Source organism: Acetomicrobium mobile (assembly GCF_937920065.1).
In genome coordinates, this window is record NZ_CALETC010000170.1 from 33,081 (window position 1) to 48,449 (window position 15,369).

General features: G+C 43.8%; 18 protein-coding genes. 1 reads left to right on the top strand and 17 read right to left on the bottom strand.

Translation table 11 applies throughout. The features are described 5' to 3' along the window. Window positions 1-2 precede the first annotated feature (2 nt). From nadD to xseB, 11 genes are all read right to left on the bottom strand, one after another. Entirely contained in the window at window positions 3-641 is a 639-nt protein-coding gene (gene nadD / locus Q7P41_RS06420; RefSeq protein WP_303882974.1) for a nicotinate-nucleotide adenylyltransferase, read from the bottom strand. Window positions 642-659: 18 nt separating this feature from the next. After that, window positions 660-1,952 carry a GTPase ObgE gene (gene obgE / locus Q7P41_RS06425; RefSeq protein WP_303882975.1) on the bottom strand — a complete coding sequence of 431 codons (1,293 nt, stop codon included), beginning with the start codon at window positions 1,950-1,952 and terminating at the stop codon, window positions 660-662. Between the two features lie 89 nt (window positions 1,953-2,041). Continuing rightward, on the bottom strand, window positions 2,042-2,317 hold the full coding sequence (rpmA, locus tag Q7P41_RS06430) for a 50S ribosomal protein L27 (protein ID WP_303882976.1): 276 nt from the start codon (window positions 2,315-2,317) through the stop codon (window positions 2,042-2,044). Continuing rightward, entirely contained in the window at window positions 2,314-2,649 is a 336-nt protein-coding gene (locus Q7P41_RS06435) for a ribosomal-processing cysteine protease Prp (protein WP_303882977.1), read from the bottom strand. Before Q7P41_RS06435 ends, rpmA begins: the two co-directional genes overlap by 4 nt. After that, window positions 2,649-2,963, bottom strand: coding sequence for a 50S ribosomal protein L21 (gene rplU / locus Q7P41_RS06440; RefSeq protein WP_310849897.1), 315 nt, complete (start codon window positions 2,961-2,963; stop codon window positions 2,649-2,651). The genes Q7P41_RS06435 and rplU overlap by 1 nt, the downstream gene beginning before the upstream one ends. Before the next feature lie 149 nt (window positions 2,964-3,112). Further along, entirely contained in the window at window positions 3,113-4,777 is a 1,665-nt protein-coding gene (locus Q7P41_RS06445; RefSeq protein WP_303882978.1) for an AAA family ATPase, read from the bottom strand. Window positions 4,778-4,780: 3 nt separating this feature from the next. Further along, entirely contained in the window at window positions 4,781-5,659 is an 879-nt protein-coding gene (locus tag Q7P41_RS06450) for an NAD(+)/NADH kinase (protein ID WP_303882979.1), read from the bottom strand. 11 nt (window positions 5,660-5,670) lie between these two features. Beyond that, the gene (locus tag Q7P41_RS06455) at window positions 5,671-6,474 is read right to left on the bottom strand and encodes a TlyA family RNA methyltransferase (protein WP_303882980.1); all 804 of its coding nucleotides are present in this window, start codon (window positions 6,472-6,474) and stop codon (window positions 5,671-5,673) included. Then, complete coding sequence (gene dxs, locus Q7P41_RS06460; RefSeq protein WP_303882994.1) at window positions 6,446-8,323, bottom strand: 1-deoxy-D-xylulose-5-phosphate synthase; 1,878 nt, start codon at window positions 8,321-8,323, stop codon at window positions 6,446-6,448. Before dxs ends, Q7P41_RS06455 begins: the two co-directional genes overlap by 29 nt. 12 nt (window positions 8,324-8,335) lie before the next feature. Continuing rightward, complete coding sequence (locus Q7P41_RS06465; protein WP_303882981.1) at window positions 8,336-9,235, bottom strand: polyprenyl synthetase family protein; 900 nt, start codon at window positions 9,233-9,235, stop codon at window positions 8,336-8,338. Next, window positions 9,232-9,450, bottom strand: a complete 219-nt coding sequence (gene xseB, locus Q7P41_RS06470) for an exodeoxyribonuclease VII small subunit (protein WP_303882982.1) — start codon at window positions 9,448-9,450, stop codon at window positions 9,232-9,234. Before xseB ends, Q7P41_RS06465 begins: the two co-directional genes overlap by 4 nt. A 100-nt stretch (window positions 9,451-9,550) precedes the next feature. Between xseB and rpmB the strand changes: the two genes are divergently transcribed. Continuing rightward, entirely contained in the window at window positions 9,551-9,745 is a 195-nt protein-coding gene (gene rpmB, locus Q7P41_RS06475; protein WP_303882984.1) for a 50S ribosomal protein L28, read from the top strand. A gap of 12 nt (window positions 9,746-9,757) precedes the next feature. Here rpmB and Q7P41_RS06480 read toward each other — a convergent pair whose 3' ends face one another. The 6 genes from Q7P41_RS06480 to Q7P41_RS06505 all read right to left on the bottom strand — a co-directional run. After that, window positions 9,758-10,483 carry a thiamine diphosphokinase gene (locus tag Q7P41_RS06480; RefSeq protein WP_303882985.1) on the bottom strand — a complete coding sequence of 242 codons (726 nt, stop codon included), beginning with the start codon at window positions 10,481-10,483 and terminating at the stop codon, window positions 9,758-9,760. Next, on the bottom strand, window positions 10,464-12,797 hold the full coding sequence (locus Q7P41_RS06485) for a DNA translocase FtsK (RefSeq protein ID WP_303882987.1): 2,334 nt from the start codon (window positions 12,795-12,797) through the stop codon (window positions 10,464-10,466). Before Q7P41_RS06485 ends, Q7P41_RS06480 begins: the two co-directional genes overlap by 20 nt. Continuing rightward, window positions 12,798-14,162 carry a TldD/PmbA family protein gene (locus Q7P41_RS06490; protein ID WP_303882988.1) on the bottom strand — a complete coding sequence of 455 codons (1,365 nt, stop codon included), beginning with the start codon at window positions 14,160-14,162 and terminating at the stop codon, window positions 12,798-12,800. A gap of 4 nt (window positions 14,163-14,166) precedes the next feature. Beyond that, the gene (locus Q7P41_RS06495) at window positions 14,167-14,412 is read right to left on the bottom strand and encodes a DUF4911 domain-containing protein (protein WP_303882989.1); all 246 of its coding nucleotides are present in this window, start codon (window positions 14,410-14,412) and stop codon (window positions 14,167-14,169) included. 2 nt (window positions 14,413-14,414) lie between these two features. Beyond that, entirely contained in the window at window positions 14,415-15,191 is a 777-nt protein-coding gene (gene rlmB / locus Q7P41_RS06500; protein WP_303882990.1) for a 23S rRNA (guanosine(2251)-2'-O)-methyltransferase RlmB, read from the bottom strand. Then, window positions 15,188-15,369 (bottom strand): hypothetical protein (locus Q7P41_RS06505; protein WP_303882991.1); only part of this gene is annotated, 182 nt, incomplete at its 5' end. The genes rlmB and Q7P41_RS06505, both read right to left, overlap by 4 nt.

Consider the following 15,369-nt stretch of genomic DNA (forward strand, 5'->3'; position numbering starts at 1 on the left):
GGTCACCTTCCCTCTAGAGAATAAAGGTTTTTCTTGTAAATATAGTGTTCGACGGTCCAAGGCAAAAAGTATCTGATGCTCTGGCCAGCAGCGATGCGTCGTCTTATTTCTGTGCTCGAGATGGCTAACAAAGGAATTTCAAGCGGTATGACAGCTTCTCTGATATCCTCGGGTAAAGACTCTAGTTGCGAGATGTTATAACCCGGCCTAGAGGCGGCCACAATGTGAGCTATTTTTGCTATTTCAGAGGGTTCTTTCCATGAGGTCATTTGCAACACTGCATCTATACCAGTTATGAAAAAGAACTCGACTTCTTTGGGCAAATACCAATGTCTCATTTCTCGCAACGTATCGATGGTGTGTGATGTGCCTTCACGTTCTATTTCGATTTTAGAAATTTTAAAATGAGGATTATCAACTATGGCCATACAGGTCATAATATAGCGATCCTCTGCCGGAGTTACCATCTTAAATTTTTTATGGGGAGGATTTCCAGTAGGTACGAAGATCACCTCTGAGAGGTTTAAGGAGGTGTATGCCTCCTCTGCAACCACCAAATGGCCGAAGTGAATGGGATCAAAGGTCCCCCCCATGATTCCTACTTTTGTCCTACTCATAAAATTTGAGCGTATTTGAGGCAAGGCGGCACCCCCTCTTTTTTATTCGATGTCTGGTTTATACTCGAACTCCAATTCCCCTATATAAACCGTGTCGCCGTCTTTAGCACCCATCTTGGCCAGTGATTCTTCAACTCCTAATCGAGCTATGATTTTGCTAAAACGTATAATCGCTTCATCTTGGCTAAAGTCGTATCTACTAGCCATCTCCTCAAGGTATTGATTAACTACCCTAAATTTACCCTCGCCGAGAGGTTCGATTTCAATTTCTGAAGGTCGTAAAATACGTCCTCTCACTGCGTGTTTAAGAGGATAAAGCCTTTGCCTGCCTACCGAGTCTAAATTCGAAAGGTTTTGCAAAAGTAAAGAAGAAAGTTTGTCAATTCCTTGTCTTGTGATGGCGCTAGTAAAACAGACTTCTTGCTCGATTTTCTTCGCCCATTGAGCTACTTGCTCAAGAAAAGAAGAATCATTAACTAAGTCGGTTTTATTAGCAATCAACATGGATGGTTTTTTTAATATCTCCGGGTTGTAGTTAATTATTTCTTTCTGCAAAACGTTCCACTGTTTGTTTAAATCCTCAATTGAATTACTAGATAAATCTATGACGTACAGAATTAATTTTGTTCGTTCTATGTGTCTCAAAAACAATAAACCTAGGCCTTTATTTTCAGAGGCACCGTCTATTAGGCCAGGAATATCGGCCAAGGTTATGCGTTTTTCTCCCAATTGCAAGACGCCCAGGTTAGGGTTTAGGGTTGTAAATGGGTAACTACCTATCTTTGGCCTAGCGCTGGATAGACAAGCCAATAGACTTGACTTTCCCACATTAGGAAGACCTACAATCCCGACGTCGGCTAGTATTTTAAGCTCTAAGATTAAGTGCCTGGATTGCCCAGTTTCTCCTTTTTCCGAAAACCGAGGGGCTTGGTTCGTTGATGTGGCAAAGGTCGCATTGCCCCTGCCCCCTCTGCCTCCAAGGGCAACGAGCAATGTGTCTCCTGGTTCTACCAAGTCGCCCAAGGGCTCACCGGTTTCGGCATCCCAAACTATCGTTCCGCAAGGAACCTCAATTATTAAATCTTCGCCATCCTTGCCGGATTGGTTTGCTCTTCGCCCCTCTTCCCCTGATTGCGCCTTAAACTGCGTCTTATAAGTAAAATCCTCTAGGGTTTGTAACCTGTCCGTTGCTTTAATGTAAACGTTTCCCCCTCTTCCTCCGTTTCCGCCATCTGGGCCACCTTTTGGGATATATTTTTCTCTCCTAAAGCTCATGCATCCGTTGCCACCACGACCTGCATGAACATTTATTTCAGCTCTATCAATGAACTTCAATTCGCATCACCTGTATACCTGCAATAGAATAGGGACCCCCACATATAATAGGCCCCTATTCCAGCATTCGCCACTCCACTACTCTATTATTAGTCAACAGGAATAACACTGACGTACTTTCTATTTTTCTTATTCTCAAACTTCACTAGCCCCGTTGTGAGTGCGAAAAGTGTATGGTCCTTTCCCATCCCAACATTTTGGCCTGGATGTACTTTAGTACCACGTTGGCGAATAATTATGCTCCCCGGGCTGACGATTTGCCCGCCAAACCTTTTTACTCCGAGCCTCTTGCCGACGCTATCGCGGCCGTTTTGGCTGCTACCTTGCCCTTTTTTGTGAGCAAATAGCTGTATATTGAATTTCAACTTTTATTCACCTCCACAATGTGTACATACTTTGGGTATGCCCCGGCGATGTACTTTAAGCTTTTAAGTATGGTATTTATGACTGCCCTTGCCCTATCGTCGCTCATGTTTTTTTCATTCCAAAGGATCGAAAACTTGGGAATCTCATCGTTTATCTCAGAAGTTATATCGCATATACCTATTACTTCCTTTAATCCTAAGAGTAAAGCATACATCAACGTCGATACCGCTGCGCAAACGATGTCCTCGCCTTCAGGTGCATATCCGCTGTGACCCTTGACTTCAATGGATAGGGGTCCCTTTTTGCCCATCAATACGCTAATTTCAATCATTAATATTTCACGGATAAGATTTCGATCTCTGAGTAGGGTTGACGGTGGCTCTTGAATCTTTGATAGTTCCTTTTGTTCTTGAACTTAAATACTGTAACCTTCTTACCTTTGCCGTGTGCCTTGATGGACGCTTCGACGCGAGCTCCTGGGATTGTGGGATTACCAACCTTTACCCCTTGATCGTCGGATATCATTAGCACACCGTCAAGTTCAACTACATCGCCTGGTTTTCCCTCAATCTTTTCGATCTTCAATATGTCCCCTGGTGAGACGCGGTATTGCTTTCCTCCTGTTTCTATAATAGCGTAAGTCAATGTTTTTTGCCTCCTCTCGCTGAGCATTTCGGGCGGCAATTGCCTTAAAAAGCCCGTCTCAAGCGGTTATTGCCACTTTATATTCGATATATTCGATTGGGACTCATGCATTTTAAACAAGAAGGCCCTTGAAGTCAATAACAAAAGTCTTATTCATCATCTTTTTTGCGCAAATTTAACAACTGCATGGCATGGGCAATGGCCTCTCTTATCTCGCTCGTTCCAGATAACATGCGTGCAATTTCCTGTACTCTTTCTTCGTCGTTTAGCTCCTTGACGTACGATTCCTCGCCCTCCTTCGTGACGCGAAAATGTTGATCCGCAAGGGAGGCTATAGTGGCTTCATGTGTAATGAGGATGATTTGGCATTTGGTTGAAAGCTCTTTGAGTTTAAGTCCGGTGAGCAAGGCGGCTTTACCGCCCAGTCCTGCTTCTACTTCGTCTACTACCAGAAGTTTTGGCAGGACTTCTTCGGGAAGCGCCATCTGCAGCGCTAATAATATGCGACTTAGCTCGCCGCCCGAAGCCACTTTAGATATAGGTGCAGGAAGATTATTATCTGTCTCTATCATGAAACTAACGGTTTCTGCTCCATTTGCGCGAACCTTTTTCATTTCCTCGATATATACAGTGAGCCTTGTACTTTCCATGCCCAGGTCCCTTAAGTGTGAATTGACTGTTTCCTCCAATTGTTTGGCTATTTCAGTTCTTAAAGATCGTAAGTCAAGAGCATGTTGACTCACGTCCTTTTTTAATTTGTTTAATTTTTCTTTCAGGGTCTCGATCTCTGCAAGGCTTTCTGACAACCAAGATATTTCCCTTTCTGCGGCGGTATAGTATTCGACGAGTTCTTCCATAGTGGAAACACGGGCTATGCGTTTGCACTTCCTTAAGCCGCCAAGCTTGGATTCGAGTTCTTCATGTCTTCTTTTTAACTCTTCAAGCGATGTCTTACTTGAAATAAGTTCTCTAATCTGACGTATTAACTGCTGCAAAGCCATTAAAACGCTTTGACTCGTTCGTTCAATGTCTTCATTTGATGAATCTAATACCGACTTAAGTTGCAAAGATATGTTCTCCAGTTCTCCTTCAAGTCCGCTTGATGCCATTCCTCCCTCAAGGACAATCAATATACTTTCAAGTTCTTCTCTTCTGCTTATTGCTTCTTTTACAATCCTTAATTCATTTTCCCACTCGTATTCGCTGGAAAGAGAAGGATTCAATTCTTTTAGCAACTGGATTAGCTCCACTGCTCCATTGTAACGCTCTTCAACCCTCTTTCTTTTTCGATAAAGGTCCTGGATCTTTCTTTCCATTTCTACGGCTTTGTGAAAAATATCTGCCAAGGCCATCTTTTTTTGCAATAACTTTACGCCACCATAACTATCAAGTAAGTCCAGTTGATTGTTTTCATCAAGTAAGTCTAGTTGGGAGAACTGACTTTGTACGTGCATGAAATGTGTCATTGCTCTCGATAATACATTTAAGGGGACGACATGTCCTTGGATGTAGGATTTGCTCCTACCTTCTGATGTAACGACGCGTTTTACGACCCATACTCCCTCTTGTGGCTGAAGTTCTTCGGGAAGAGAAGGAATGTGATCCGCTAAAAAAGCTCCTTCCACCTCGCCTAACGCTTCGCCTACACGCAAGTAGCTAACTTGGGCTCTTTTGCCTGCTAGTAACTCCAATGCCCGAACCAGGCTACTCTTGCCTGCACCGCTTTCACCTGTGACGGCAGTGAAGTTGCCTTGAAGTTTTAGGGAGGCAGTGGTTATACCCCCTATATTTTTCACGTGAAGTTCCTCTAGCACTTACTATTCCTCCTCGGTTTGGCGAATGCGCATGTTACCCCACTGCAGCTTTTCTCTCAGAAGGTCGAAGTAGTTATCTTCGGGCAGTTCTATGGTTAAAACGTTTTTGTCCTCAGCAAGCGATATATCGATCCTGTCTTTGACCATAAGTTCGTAGCCCAATTGGCCATCTTGAGTGAGATATATCTCTTTTTGATCGCTTTTGGGTATCAGGGAAATCATATCATCGGGTCCTAGGACCAAAGTCCTCGCGTATAAAGTGTGTGGACATATAGGAACCATAACCATTGCATCTACGTGAGGCGGTAAAATTGGTCCTCCTGCCGACAGCGCGTATGCTGTCGAGCCAGTAGGTGTTGATATTATAATGCCATCTGCTGGCAGCAGACTCAAAAAGTAGTCATTTACCCGTGATTCCACCTCTATCAGTCGAGCCAACGGGCCTTTAGTAACAACCAGATCATTTAATGCGTACAACACATGAACAAGATTGCCTTTACGCGTAACGCTTCCCTTCAGCACCCTGCGTTTCTGGATTCTATATTCGCCAGATAAAATTCTTTCAACTTCTTCCTCAGCCTTTTCGGGATCACCGGTCACCAAAAAACCAAGGCGACCTGCGTTGATGCCATACAAAGGAATATTGTAGTCCATCACCATGCGGGCAGCCCTTAAGAACGTCCCATCTCCTCCAAGAACTACCCCGAATTTGACCGAGTCAGACGGCGAGCTCCAATCATATTCAGGTAGTCCAAGCAGGGCTGACTCGTGAGAAGGTGCCACGAAGTTGACACCTTTTTTCTGGCTCCATCCTATTAGCTTGTAAGCTAATTTTAAAGCTGCCGGTTTTCTAGTGTTTACTATCAAAAGGATTTGATTCACTGGCTTCCCTCCTAAGTGAGCTCGAAGTGGGCAGCATTGACAACTTCCATGAAATTTAAGGGAAGAGGATCCTTGGGCTTAGCTGTTGCATGCAAGAGAAATTCGATATTGCCCTTGGGACCTTTAATGGGCGAGTGAGTTAATCCAACCACATTTAACGGTGGAATATTCGTAACGTAGCATACAACATCCTTTAATACCTTCTCGTGCAACAAGGGGTCAGCTACGACGCCTCCTCTTCCAACATATTTCCTTCCTATTTCGAATTGAGGCTTTATAAGGGCCAGGATATCTCCTCTGGCGGACAGTAATTTTGCCAATACCGGTATTATTAGTTTTAATGAGATGAAGGAAACATCAACAACGATTAAATCGGCTTCCTCATCGAAATCCTCTTTGCTCAGATATCTTGCGTTTGTTTTTTCGCGTACTATAACACGTTTGTCTTGTCTCAATGTCCACGCTAACTGCCCATAACCCACGTCAATGGCATAAACTTTTTTGGCGCCTCTCTCAAGTAATACTTGCGTAAAACCACCAGTGGATGCCCCAACGTCGAAGCATATCGCATCTTTTGGATCTACATCGAAACAATCTAATGCCTTGAGGAGTTTGTAAGCACCTCTGCTTACCCATTTATCCTGTTGGATTATCTCCAATTGTGAAGCTACATTGACCTGCGTGCCTGCTTTAGCGACAACTTTCCCATCAACCTTTACTTTTCCGGCTAATATCAGGGCTATTGCTTTGTTCCTGCTATTCACAAAACCTCGTTCGATCAACAGTTTATCGAGACGCTGTTTTGAGATGCTCACTTACTCTTTTCACCACCTCATTGCTGCTAAGCCCGACATGTTGCAGCTGCTCGTCTCTCGTTCCATGTGGAACGTAGGTGTCAGGCACGGCCAAATGAATCCACTGCAAGTCTTTATTTTCTTTGAAAGCAAGGCAGGACAATTGCTCGCCTGCTCCGCCGATTGCGTACTCTTCTTCTGCCATTACAGCTAAAGAATGTGCAGCAAATAATTCCTTTAATGTCTTCAAATCCAGCGGTTTTATGAACCTTAGATCAACCACAGTTGATTCAAATCCTAAGGTTTTTCTAATCTCTTCGCTAGATTCTAATAACATCGGAATGGTACTTCCATATCCTATTAAAAGAACTTCTTCTCCTTCGCGCAAAACCTCGGCCTTGAGCCATTGCGATGGAAGGCCTTCTTTTTTTCTTGCCAGGGATCTCGGCGCTTCACCCTTGGGGTATCTTATTATACCTGGGCTATCGCAGTTCTCAATAAGGCATGTGAACATGTACTCTAAGTCCACCACATCTCTGGGTGAGGCGATAATGAGTCCTGGAATGGATTTACACCACGGGACGTCAAGTAACCCTTGATGGGTTTCGCCATCTTCACCGACTAATCCAGACCTGTCGAGGGCTATGATGACCGGAAACCCCTGCATGGCTATATCGTGACAAAGTTGATCCATAGCTCGTTGTAAGAAAGTAGAATAAATGAACACTATGGGTTGCATCCCCCCCGCCGCTAATCCGGCGGCATAGGTTAGCAAGTGTTCTTCTGCGATGCCGACATCGAAAAATCTGTTTGGAAACCTTTTCTTGAAATCGGATAAACTGCATCCCTCTTCCATTGCTGCGGTGAGGCAAAGGATCTTATTGTTTTTCTCGGCCAATTTTTCCGCACACTTGGCAGTAGCTTTGCTCCATGAAATAGAATCCTCGGGAGAATCTAAAGAAGTTGTTGTCTTCGGTGATACTCCATGGTATTTAGTCGGGTCTTTTTCGGCGGGTTCATAACCTTTACCTTTTTCGGTTATCACGTGTATTAAAACGGATTCATCAAATACCTTTGCCAATTTAAAGACTTCTTCAAGTTCTTCAAGGTTGTGGCCATTAAAAGGGCCCCAATAATTAATTCCCAGGGCTTCGAACATGTTAATCGGCTGAAACATGGTCTTTACCTGATATTTCAATCTCTTTAGGGCATCTTCAATTAAAGCGCCACCCAGAGGCAAGCTTTTGCAAGCTAGTTTTATCGCTTCCTTTGCTCGTTTGTAGGAAGGATTAGTGCTTATGTGACTTAAGTGTTTAGCAACTCCTCCAATCGGAACGTTGATGGACATTTTATTGTCATTTAAAATGATTATTAATTTTGTCTTAAGCTCGCCAATTTGATTTAAGGCCTCAAGGGATGTACCGTTTGAGATTGAAGCATCTCCTACGACAGCTATTACGTCGTGTTTTTGGCTTAGCAGATCACGAGCCTTTGCGTAACCTATTGCAGCAGAAATGGAGGTACCAGCATGCCCTGTATTGAAATGATCGCATGGACTCTCTTCCCTCTTTGGGAAACCGCTTATACCGCCCCATTGCCTGAGCGTGTGAAAGTTGCTTTTGCGCCCCGTAAGTATCTTGTAAGCGTAACTTTGGTGGCCAACATCAAATACTATCTTGTCCTTCATTGGGTCAAAGACAGACAGCAGCGCAATGATCAACTCTACTGCTCCTAAAGATGACGCTAAGTGTCCTCCATTTTTTGTGACCACATCTATTATCATATGCCTGATCTCATTGCAGAGTCGAAGCTTCTCTGTGTATCTTAATCTTTGAAGGTCTTTATAATCCGTAATTTTATTTAAATACATATAGGTCAATCCTCACCTAGACCTCCTTGTAAAATGCTCTACGATCTCTACAAACACCTTAAACTTCTCGCCCAAAGGGGTTATTGCCTCCACAGCTTTTTTTGTTTCATTTAAGGCCAGTTCTTTTGCTTTTTGCAACCCGTAAAAGGAGACAAAAGTTACCTTTCCGGATGCTTCATCCTTTCCGGGCGTCTTGCCAAGTTCTGAGATTGTTCCCGTCACGTCAAGTATATCATCTACGATTTGAAAGGATATTCCCATATGTGTCCCATAATTATGTAAACATGACATTGTTTGTCCGTCTACACCGACCAGCGCTGCAGGAGCTGTCAAGGAAGCCCGTAGCAATGTTGCCGTTTTTAGTTCGCTCATTTTCCACAGGAATTCTTCATTATCTTCTCCATGTTCTTGCGTAATATCCAAAGCTTGACCACCGCAGATGCCAGATGGTCCAATTGCATTTGATAATATGCCCAGCGCCCGAAGGATATGGCTTTGCGAAAAACCTTGTTTGGGCAGTTCATATAACGAAATCTCGAAGGCAAAGGCCAGCAAAGAGTCGCCAGCAAGTACCGCCATAGATTCGCCGTACACTTTATGATTTGTTAACTTTCCCCGCCTGTAGTCGTCATTATCCATGCAAGGTAAATCATCGTGTATTAAGGATGCAGTATGCACCATTTCAAAGGCTGCAGCCAAAGGCAGCACCCTGCTGGGCTCGACCCCTAGACTTTCGGCTGTAATCACACATAATGCAGGCCTGACCCTTTTTCCTCCATCCAGCAAGGAGTAGGCAATGCTTTGAGCCAATATATCCGGTATTTTCTTTTTGCACAGCGTTTCTCTTAAGTATTCATCTATTAGCTCTTTTTTCCGTTCAAATAGGGTTTTCAGATCGCTTCCGCTGCTCAATTTTCATTCTCCTTCTGCTGCTCCCAAGTTGACTCGTTGCCTTCCTCGCTGACGAGCAACACCTTTTGCTGTGCTTCTGTCAAATAGGCTTGACAACTCCGTACCAAAGTAATTCCACGTTCAAATATTTCCATTGCTTCTTCCAAGGGCAAAGCTTCTTTTTCTAAGCGTTGGATAATTTTTTCCAATTCCTCAATATCCTTTGAAAATGACATCATCATTCCTCCAGACTAGTATACTATTTGATTTTTTTTGGTCAGGCATGTTAAAATACCATAGCTGTTATTTTATAGCAAACAAGGGAGGTTTTGATTTATGGCTCGAAAATGCGATTTCTGTGGGCGTGGTCCAATAACTGGAAATAGGGTCAGTCACTCCAACCGTCGCACTCGCCATCGCTGGTTGGTTAACTTGCAAGTAGTTAACGTGGATTTGGGAGGCGGTGTTAAGAAGCGCATGAAGGCATGCACGCGTTGTTTGCGTTCTGGCTTGGTAAAGCGGGCGATCTAAAAGCCCGCTTTTTTATTTCAACCCACCACGAGGATGGCATATGTAAATTCCCACACATCCCGACTCTACCCTTAAGTGAACGACTTTTTCTTCATATTTTAATTCGTTGCTTATGGCGAAGGGTTCTTCCAACTTCAAGGTAGCGTCCTCTAGCTCCCATTTTACCCCCCTTAAATATACGCCTTGGGATTGCGGCGATAAAGATAACAAAGAAATCGCCAAAGGTCTTTCCTTAAAAAAAATCTTTAACTCCTCACCGCACCTAAGAAGCAACAGCGATTCCTCGTCATCGATAAAACCAACGGCATTTACTCCCCACTTTTCGGCCCAGAGCAGACTAAAGACATTGCTCATTGTATGGTCTAATCGTCCCCCCAGCCCTGCAGTTACAAACACAGAGGCCGATTTATAGCTTTCGCCGATTTGCATTAGTGTAAGCTGTAAATCGGTATAATCTTTATCTTTTGGGTACTTGTAGGCTTTTGTGCCCCCTTTTTTGGCCCAAATCCAGTCTCCGGAAGAAGAACTGTCTCCATCGCCTATAAGTACCTTAGGTGTGATGTCAAGCTTTCTGCAATATCGGACTCCCCCATCAACTGCCCAAATGTCAAAATCTTTTGATATCTTTTTAAACCATAAGTCGTTTGGAGGTTTGCCTCCTGCGACAATCAGCACTTTGTCGTCGAGGAAAGGAGGCGTACGTTGAATTGCAAAAGTTTCAACCTCGATTAATTCCATTGCGATCACCACTTAATGCCTGAGACAAAACTTCTCTTGCCCTATCTTCGTCGAGCAATATGTCTCTGGGTTTGGATCCTTCCTGAGGGCCAACGATGCCAAGCTGTTCCATAGTATCTATTAGCCGAGCAGCGCGGGTAAATCCTACCCTGAGTTGGCGTTGTAGCCTACTTGCTGAAGCGATTCCTGTGGCTAATACTACCTCCACGGCCTCCTCGAGCAATGGATCGTCCAGATATATCGCTTCATAACTTGCTTGCTCTCCCTCTGAAATGTTTATATATTCCGGTTCGCCAAAAATATTTATAGTGTATTTTATAAACCTGATTATAGCATCCTCTTCCACCCACGGTGCTTGTATTCTAACCGGCTTTGCGAATTTAGGCGATAAGAAGAGCATGTCTCCCCTTCCTAGTAATTTCTCTGCTCCACCAACATCAAGTATGGTCCTTGAGTCCGCTTGTGACGGCAAAGTAAAGGCCACTCGTGCAGGGAAATTTGCCTTTATTAATCCTGTAACAACGTTTACAGAAGGCCTCTGCGTTGCCAAAATAAGATGAATGCCAGTGGCTCTTGCCATCTGAGCCAACCTGCATATATAGTCCTCAACCTCCCTTGGGGAAGTCATCATTAAATCAGCTAATTCATCAACAATTATTACAAGATTATATAGTCTGTCTTTCGGCAATACCTTTTCATTGTAAGATTTTATATTTCTAACTCTCGTTTTTGCAAATACTTCATATCTTCGTTCCATTTCGCTTGTGGCCCAAGCTAGCGCTGCGACGGCTTCTTTGGTCTCTACTATAGGAGGAGTCAGGATGTGAGGAAGTTTCTCGAAAAGAGTCATCTCTACTCTTTTGGGATCAACGAGAAGAAATTTGACTTCATCAGGGCGTCTCACAAAGCAGAGCCCAATTAAACAGGACGATACAAATACGCTCTTGCCTGATCCGGTGGTCCCGGCAACGAGCAGATGGGGAAGATTTTCAAGCCCTACCACCATAGGGGTCCCATCGACTTTCAGTCCCAGAGGTAGGGGCAGTTCGTATTTAGATTGCATGAAATCGGATGACGCAATAACATCTCTTAAGAGCACTGGCCTTCGTTTGGGGTTGGGGATTTCGATGCCAACGTAAGGTTGTCCAAGTATCGGTGCCTCTACTCTAAGGCTTGGAACAGCCAAGGCTAAAGCCAAATCGTTTGACAGGGCTGCAATCCTACTAACTTTGATGCCAGGTGCAATTTGTATCCGGAACTGGATTACCGTAGGACCCAGCACAATGTCCGCTAGTTCCGATTCTATATCAAATTCGGCTAAGGTTTCTATGATCTTTGCCCCGTATTTTTCCAATGTGGGCTTGATATCTGCCGTCGTGTCGTGATCGGTTCGTACGCCTAGTATCTCTAAGGGCGGAGGAAACTTACCAGGCTCGAAGTCGAGGGGAAGTACGAAGCCATCTTCAGAATCATCTGCTTCAAATAGCGCGTACGCCTCTTTTTCTCCGCGATAAGGTCTTTTGTCAAATGCGCTTTCAAGTGCAAGTCCCTTCTTTGCATCTGTATTATAAAATTCACTTTCAGGCAATTTGGAAAGATCGGATAATTTAATTTCCCTCTCTCTGTATTCAGGTTCACTTGGTGCTTTTTTTTGCATGGACAATGGTCGGAAAAGATCCTTTATTTTGCCATGTACATTTGAAAGCAATTTACGAAAAGCAGCGACAAATTCCCTGAAATTGCCGGTACCATAAAGAAAGTAGACGAAAAAGCCAAGCGTTAATCCAAATAAGGAGACACCTAAAGGACCGACGCTTTTTAGAGATATGGTCGCAATAAAAAGCCCCCACGTTCCGCATAAATGTATGTTTGCGGACCTCGGGTTGTTAATAAATATTAGTCCTAGCAGCAATTCAGCAGCCAAAAAAAACAAGATCATTCCAGCTAGTTGTTCTAAGAAAGCAGGAATTTCGCGTTTAACTAAGAGAGCGACGCTAAGATATCCCAAAAAAGATAGCGGTATCAAAGAAGCCAGGCCCCACTTGCCTGTCATAAATTCATTAATTGCTTCGCCAACAGCGCCAGTCCAGGGAGTAAAGATACTTGCCATGCAGTAGATAATGGCAAAAAGCGCCAATAGAAGAAGGAAGTCGAGCATCTTCGATGCTTTTTTTATTCTTTTGCGGTGTCTTTCTTCTTCAAAAAAATCGTCGACAGCTTTCTGGGCGTTGTCAAAAATTGTACCGAGTTTTTTTGTTATTCCCTTTTTGTCTTTTGACCTGCCTTTTGTTTTTCGTGAATAATGTTTTGACATCTATATGTCGCTTCCTCCCACAACTAACTCTTTGATGAGGATAGTTGGTTGACCATCTGTAACGGGAACATACTGTCCATTTTTACCGCAAAGGCCCACGTCAAATCCAAGATCGTTACCTACAGCTAAAGTATTTTTTAGGACTTGCGCGCTATTTCCCACCAGAATCGCGCCCTTAACCGGAACTGTTACCTCTCCGTCCTCGATCAAATAGCCCTCATCTACGTGGAATACAAAGTCGCCAGAAGTTGGATTAGTCTCTCCGCCACCCATCTTTTTGGCGAAAAGACCGTATTGGACGCGCGAGATGATTTTTTCCGGCTCTTCGCTGCCTGGGAGCAGGAAGGTATTTGACATTCGTGCTGTTGGAGGGCGCATGTACGACTCTCTCCTTCCGTTCCCCGTGAGGGGAAGCCCCCACATTTTATTACAGAAAACATCTGATAGATAGGCCTTCAATATCCCATTTTCTATCAGCGTGGTCCTTTGCGAAGGAGTACCTTCGTCATCGTATTTATATGATCCGAAGGCATCTTTAATAGTTGCGTCATCTATCAAATTTATTGCCGAGCTTGCAACCTCCTCGCCAATTTTATCCTTAAATAGGGAGTAATCTTTGTATACTATATCACCTTCCAAGGCATGTCCACAAGCCTCATGTATCATGGTTCCTCCTGCCTCCCCAGATAATACGACTGGCATCTTGCCTGCCGGGCAAGGCACGCACTCCAGTCCGAGGAGGGCCTTTTTAGCGGCACTTAATGCTGTTGATCCGATGTTCGCTAATTTTAGAAAACGGTCTAATGGCACGCTGTATCCGCTGGCGTTATAGCCAGAGAAAAGCTTGCCATCACTTTCTACAATGACCTGAGCGGCAAAGCGAGTCAAATATCTTACCTCTTGTACAAGGTTGCCATTGCTTGCCACTATGGCTATTTCCTTTTGCGAGGTGCTCAGTTTTAATGTTACTTTTTTGATGTATTTACTTTCATTCAATATAACTTTTTCTAAATTTCTTAAAGGTTCGCTATCAATCTGAGAGATTTCCCCACCGCCTGTTGTTATTAAAGGTTCTTCTGAGATGGCAGAAGGAAGTTTTACTTTTATGCCTAATGGTTCGATTGTATTGCAAATCAATCTTATTGCCCTGTTGGCTGTCGTCCTATGGGTATGCATAAAGTGCGTTTCGTTCCCACGAAGTATGCGGAACCCGCAACCTTCTATTGTGCCATGAGCCAATTCCTCTACTCTACCACCCTCAATTGTTATGAAGTGACCCGTTGAGCGCTGCATGTAGAGATCGCAGGAAAGATCGTGCTTTTTCCCAATGTTTGTCAATATTTCAGAAAGGATGTTTAATGACAAAAAATTACACCTCCACCGCGATAGGTTCCCCTTTTATTTTGAGACCTTCAATTTCGTCTTGAAGCAGCAAAAGCAACTCATAAACTTCATCTTTCATGTCGTTAGAAAAGAAAAGCCACGTATGTCCGCTTGGAGCCTCCTCTTTTCTGACATAACCTAAGTTATCGTAGCTATCGACGATGGCGCTTAGGTAGAAGATTTCTGACTCCGGAACTTGCAACAAAATTTTGCAAAAGATAATTTTAGACATAGCTATCGCGATTTTTGAGACTTTCCTTTATTGCAGCATCTCAGCCATTCGTACATTCCTATGCTCGCTGCGACAGAAGCATTTAAAGACCCCGTCTTCCCAAGCATGGGAATTGATCTTATATCGTCGCAGGTTTTAGCTACGATGGGAGAGATACCTGCTTCTTCAGATCCAACCACAAGAGCTAATTTCCCGCCAAGGGAAGGCTCATCCCATATAAATCTATGGGCCCTGTGATCTAACCCAACGACCCAAACCCCCTTTTCCTGCAGCTCCTTTATCGACTTCGCTAAGTTACTTACCGCAATTGTCATAATTCTTAAGCTGGCACCAGCACTTGTCTTGTGTACCGTGCTATTTGGGTAGGCGCTATTGCGCTTAGGAAAAATGACTCCAAGTGCTCCGAAAACTTCGGCACTTCTTATTATAGCGCCAAGGTTATGAGGGTCCTTGATTTTATCTGCGATGATCACCAGTGCGTTGTCTTTGGCTTGAAAGATCTTATCCAATAATTGACTCAAATCCCCCAATTTTCCCTTTACGGTGTAAGCCAACACGCCTTGGTGCGATGCTCCATCCGTTATTCTGTCCAGGGCTTGTTGTTTTACCCTTGAAACGGGCACGGATAACCTTCGCGCCTTATCGTAGATTTCATCCGCCAGACTTTTGTTTATTGATTCTGATATTAATATTTTATGACAACGATCGGGAGCCACATCTAAAAGAGTCAAGACCGGGTTGCGACCGTAACAAATATCGTTTGTCTTTTCGTCTTTCATGATACTAAATACTTTCCTCCTCTAATGTCCTGCAAAAATGCGGAGATGTACTTGCCAGTGAAACTGTTCCCGTTTTCTGCCAACTTCTCCGGAGTTCCTGTCGCTACGACATAGCCTCCTTCGTCTCCGCCTTCTGGGCCAAGATCAATGATGTAATCGCAAGAGACTAAAAAATCTA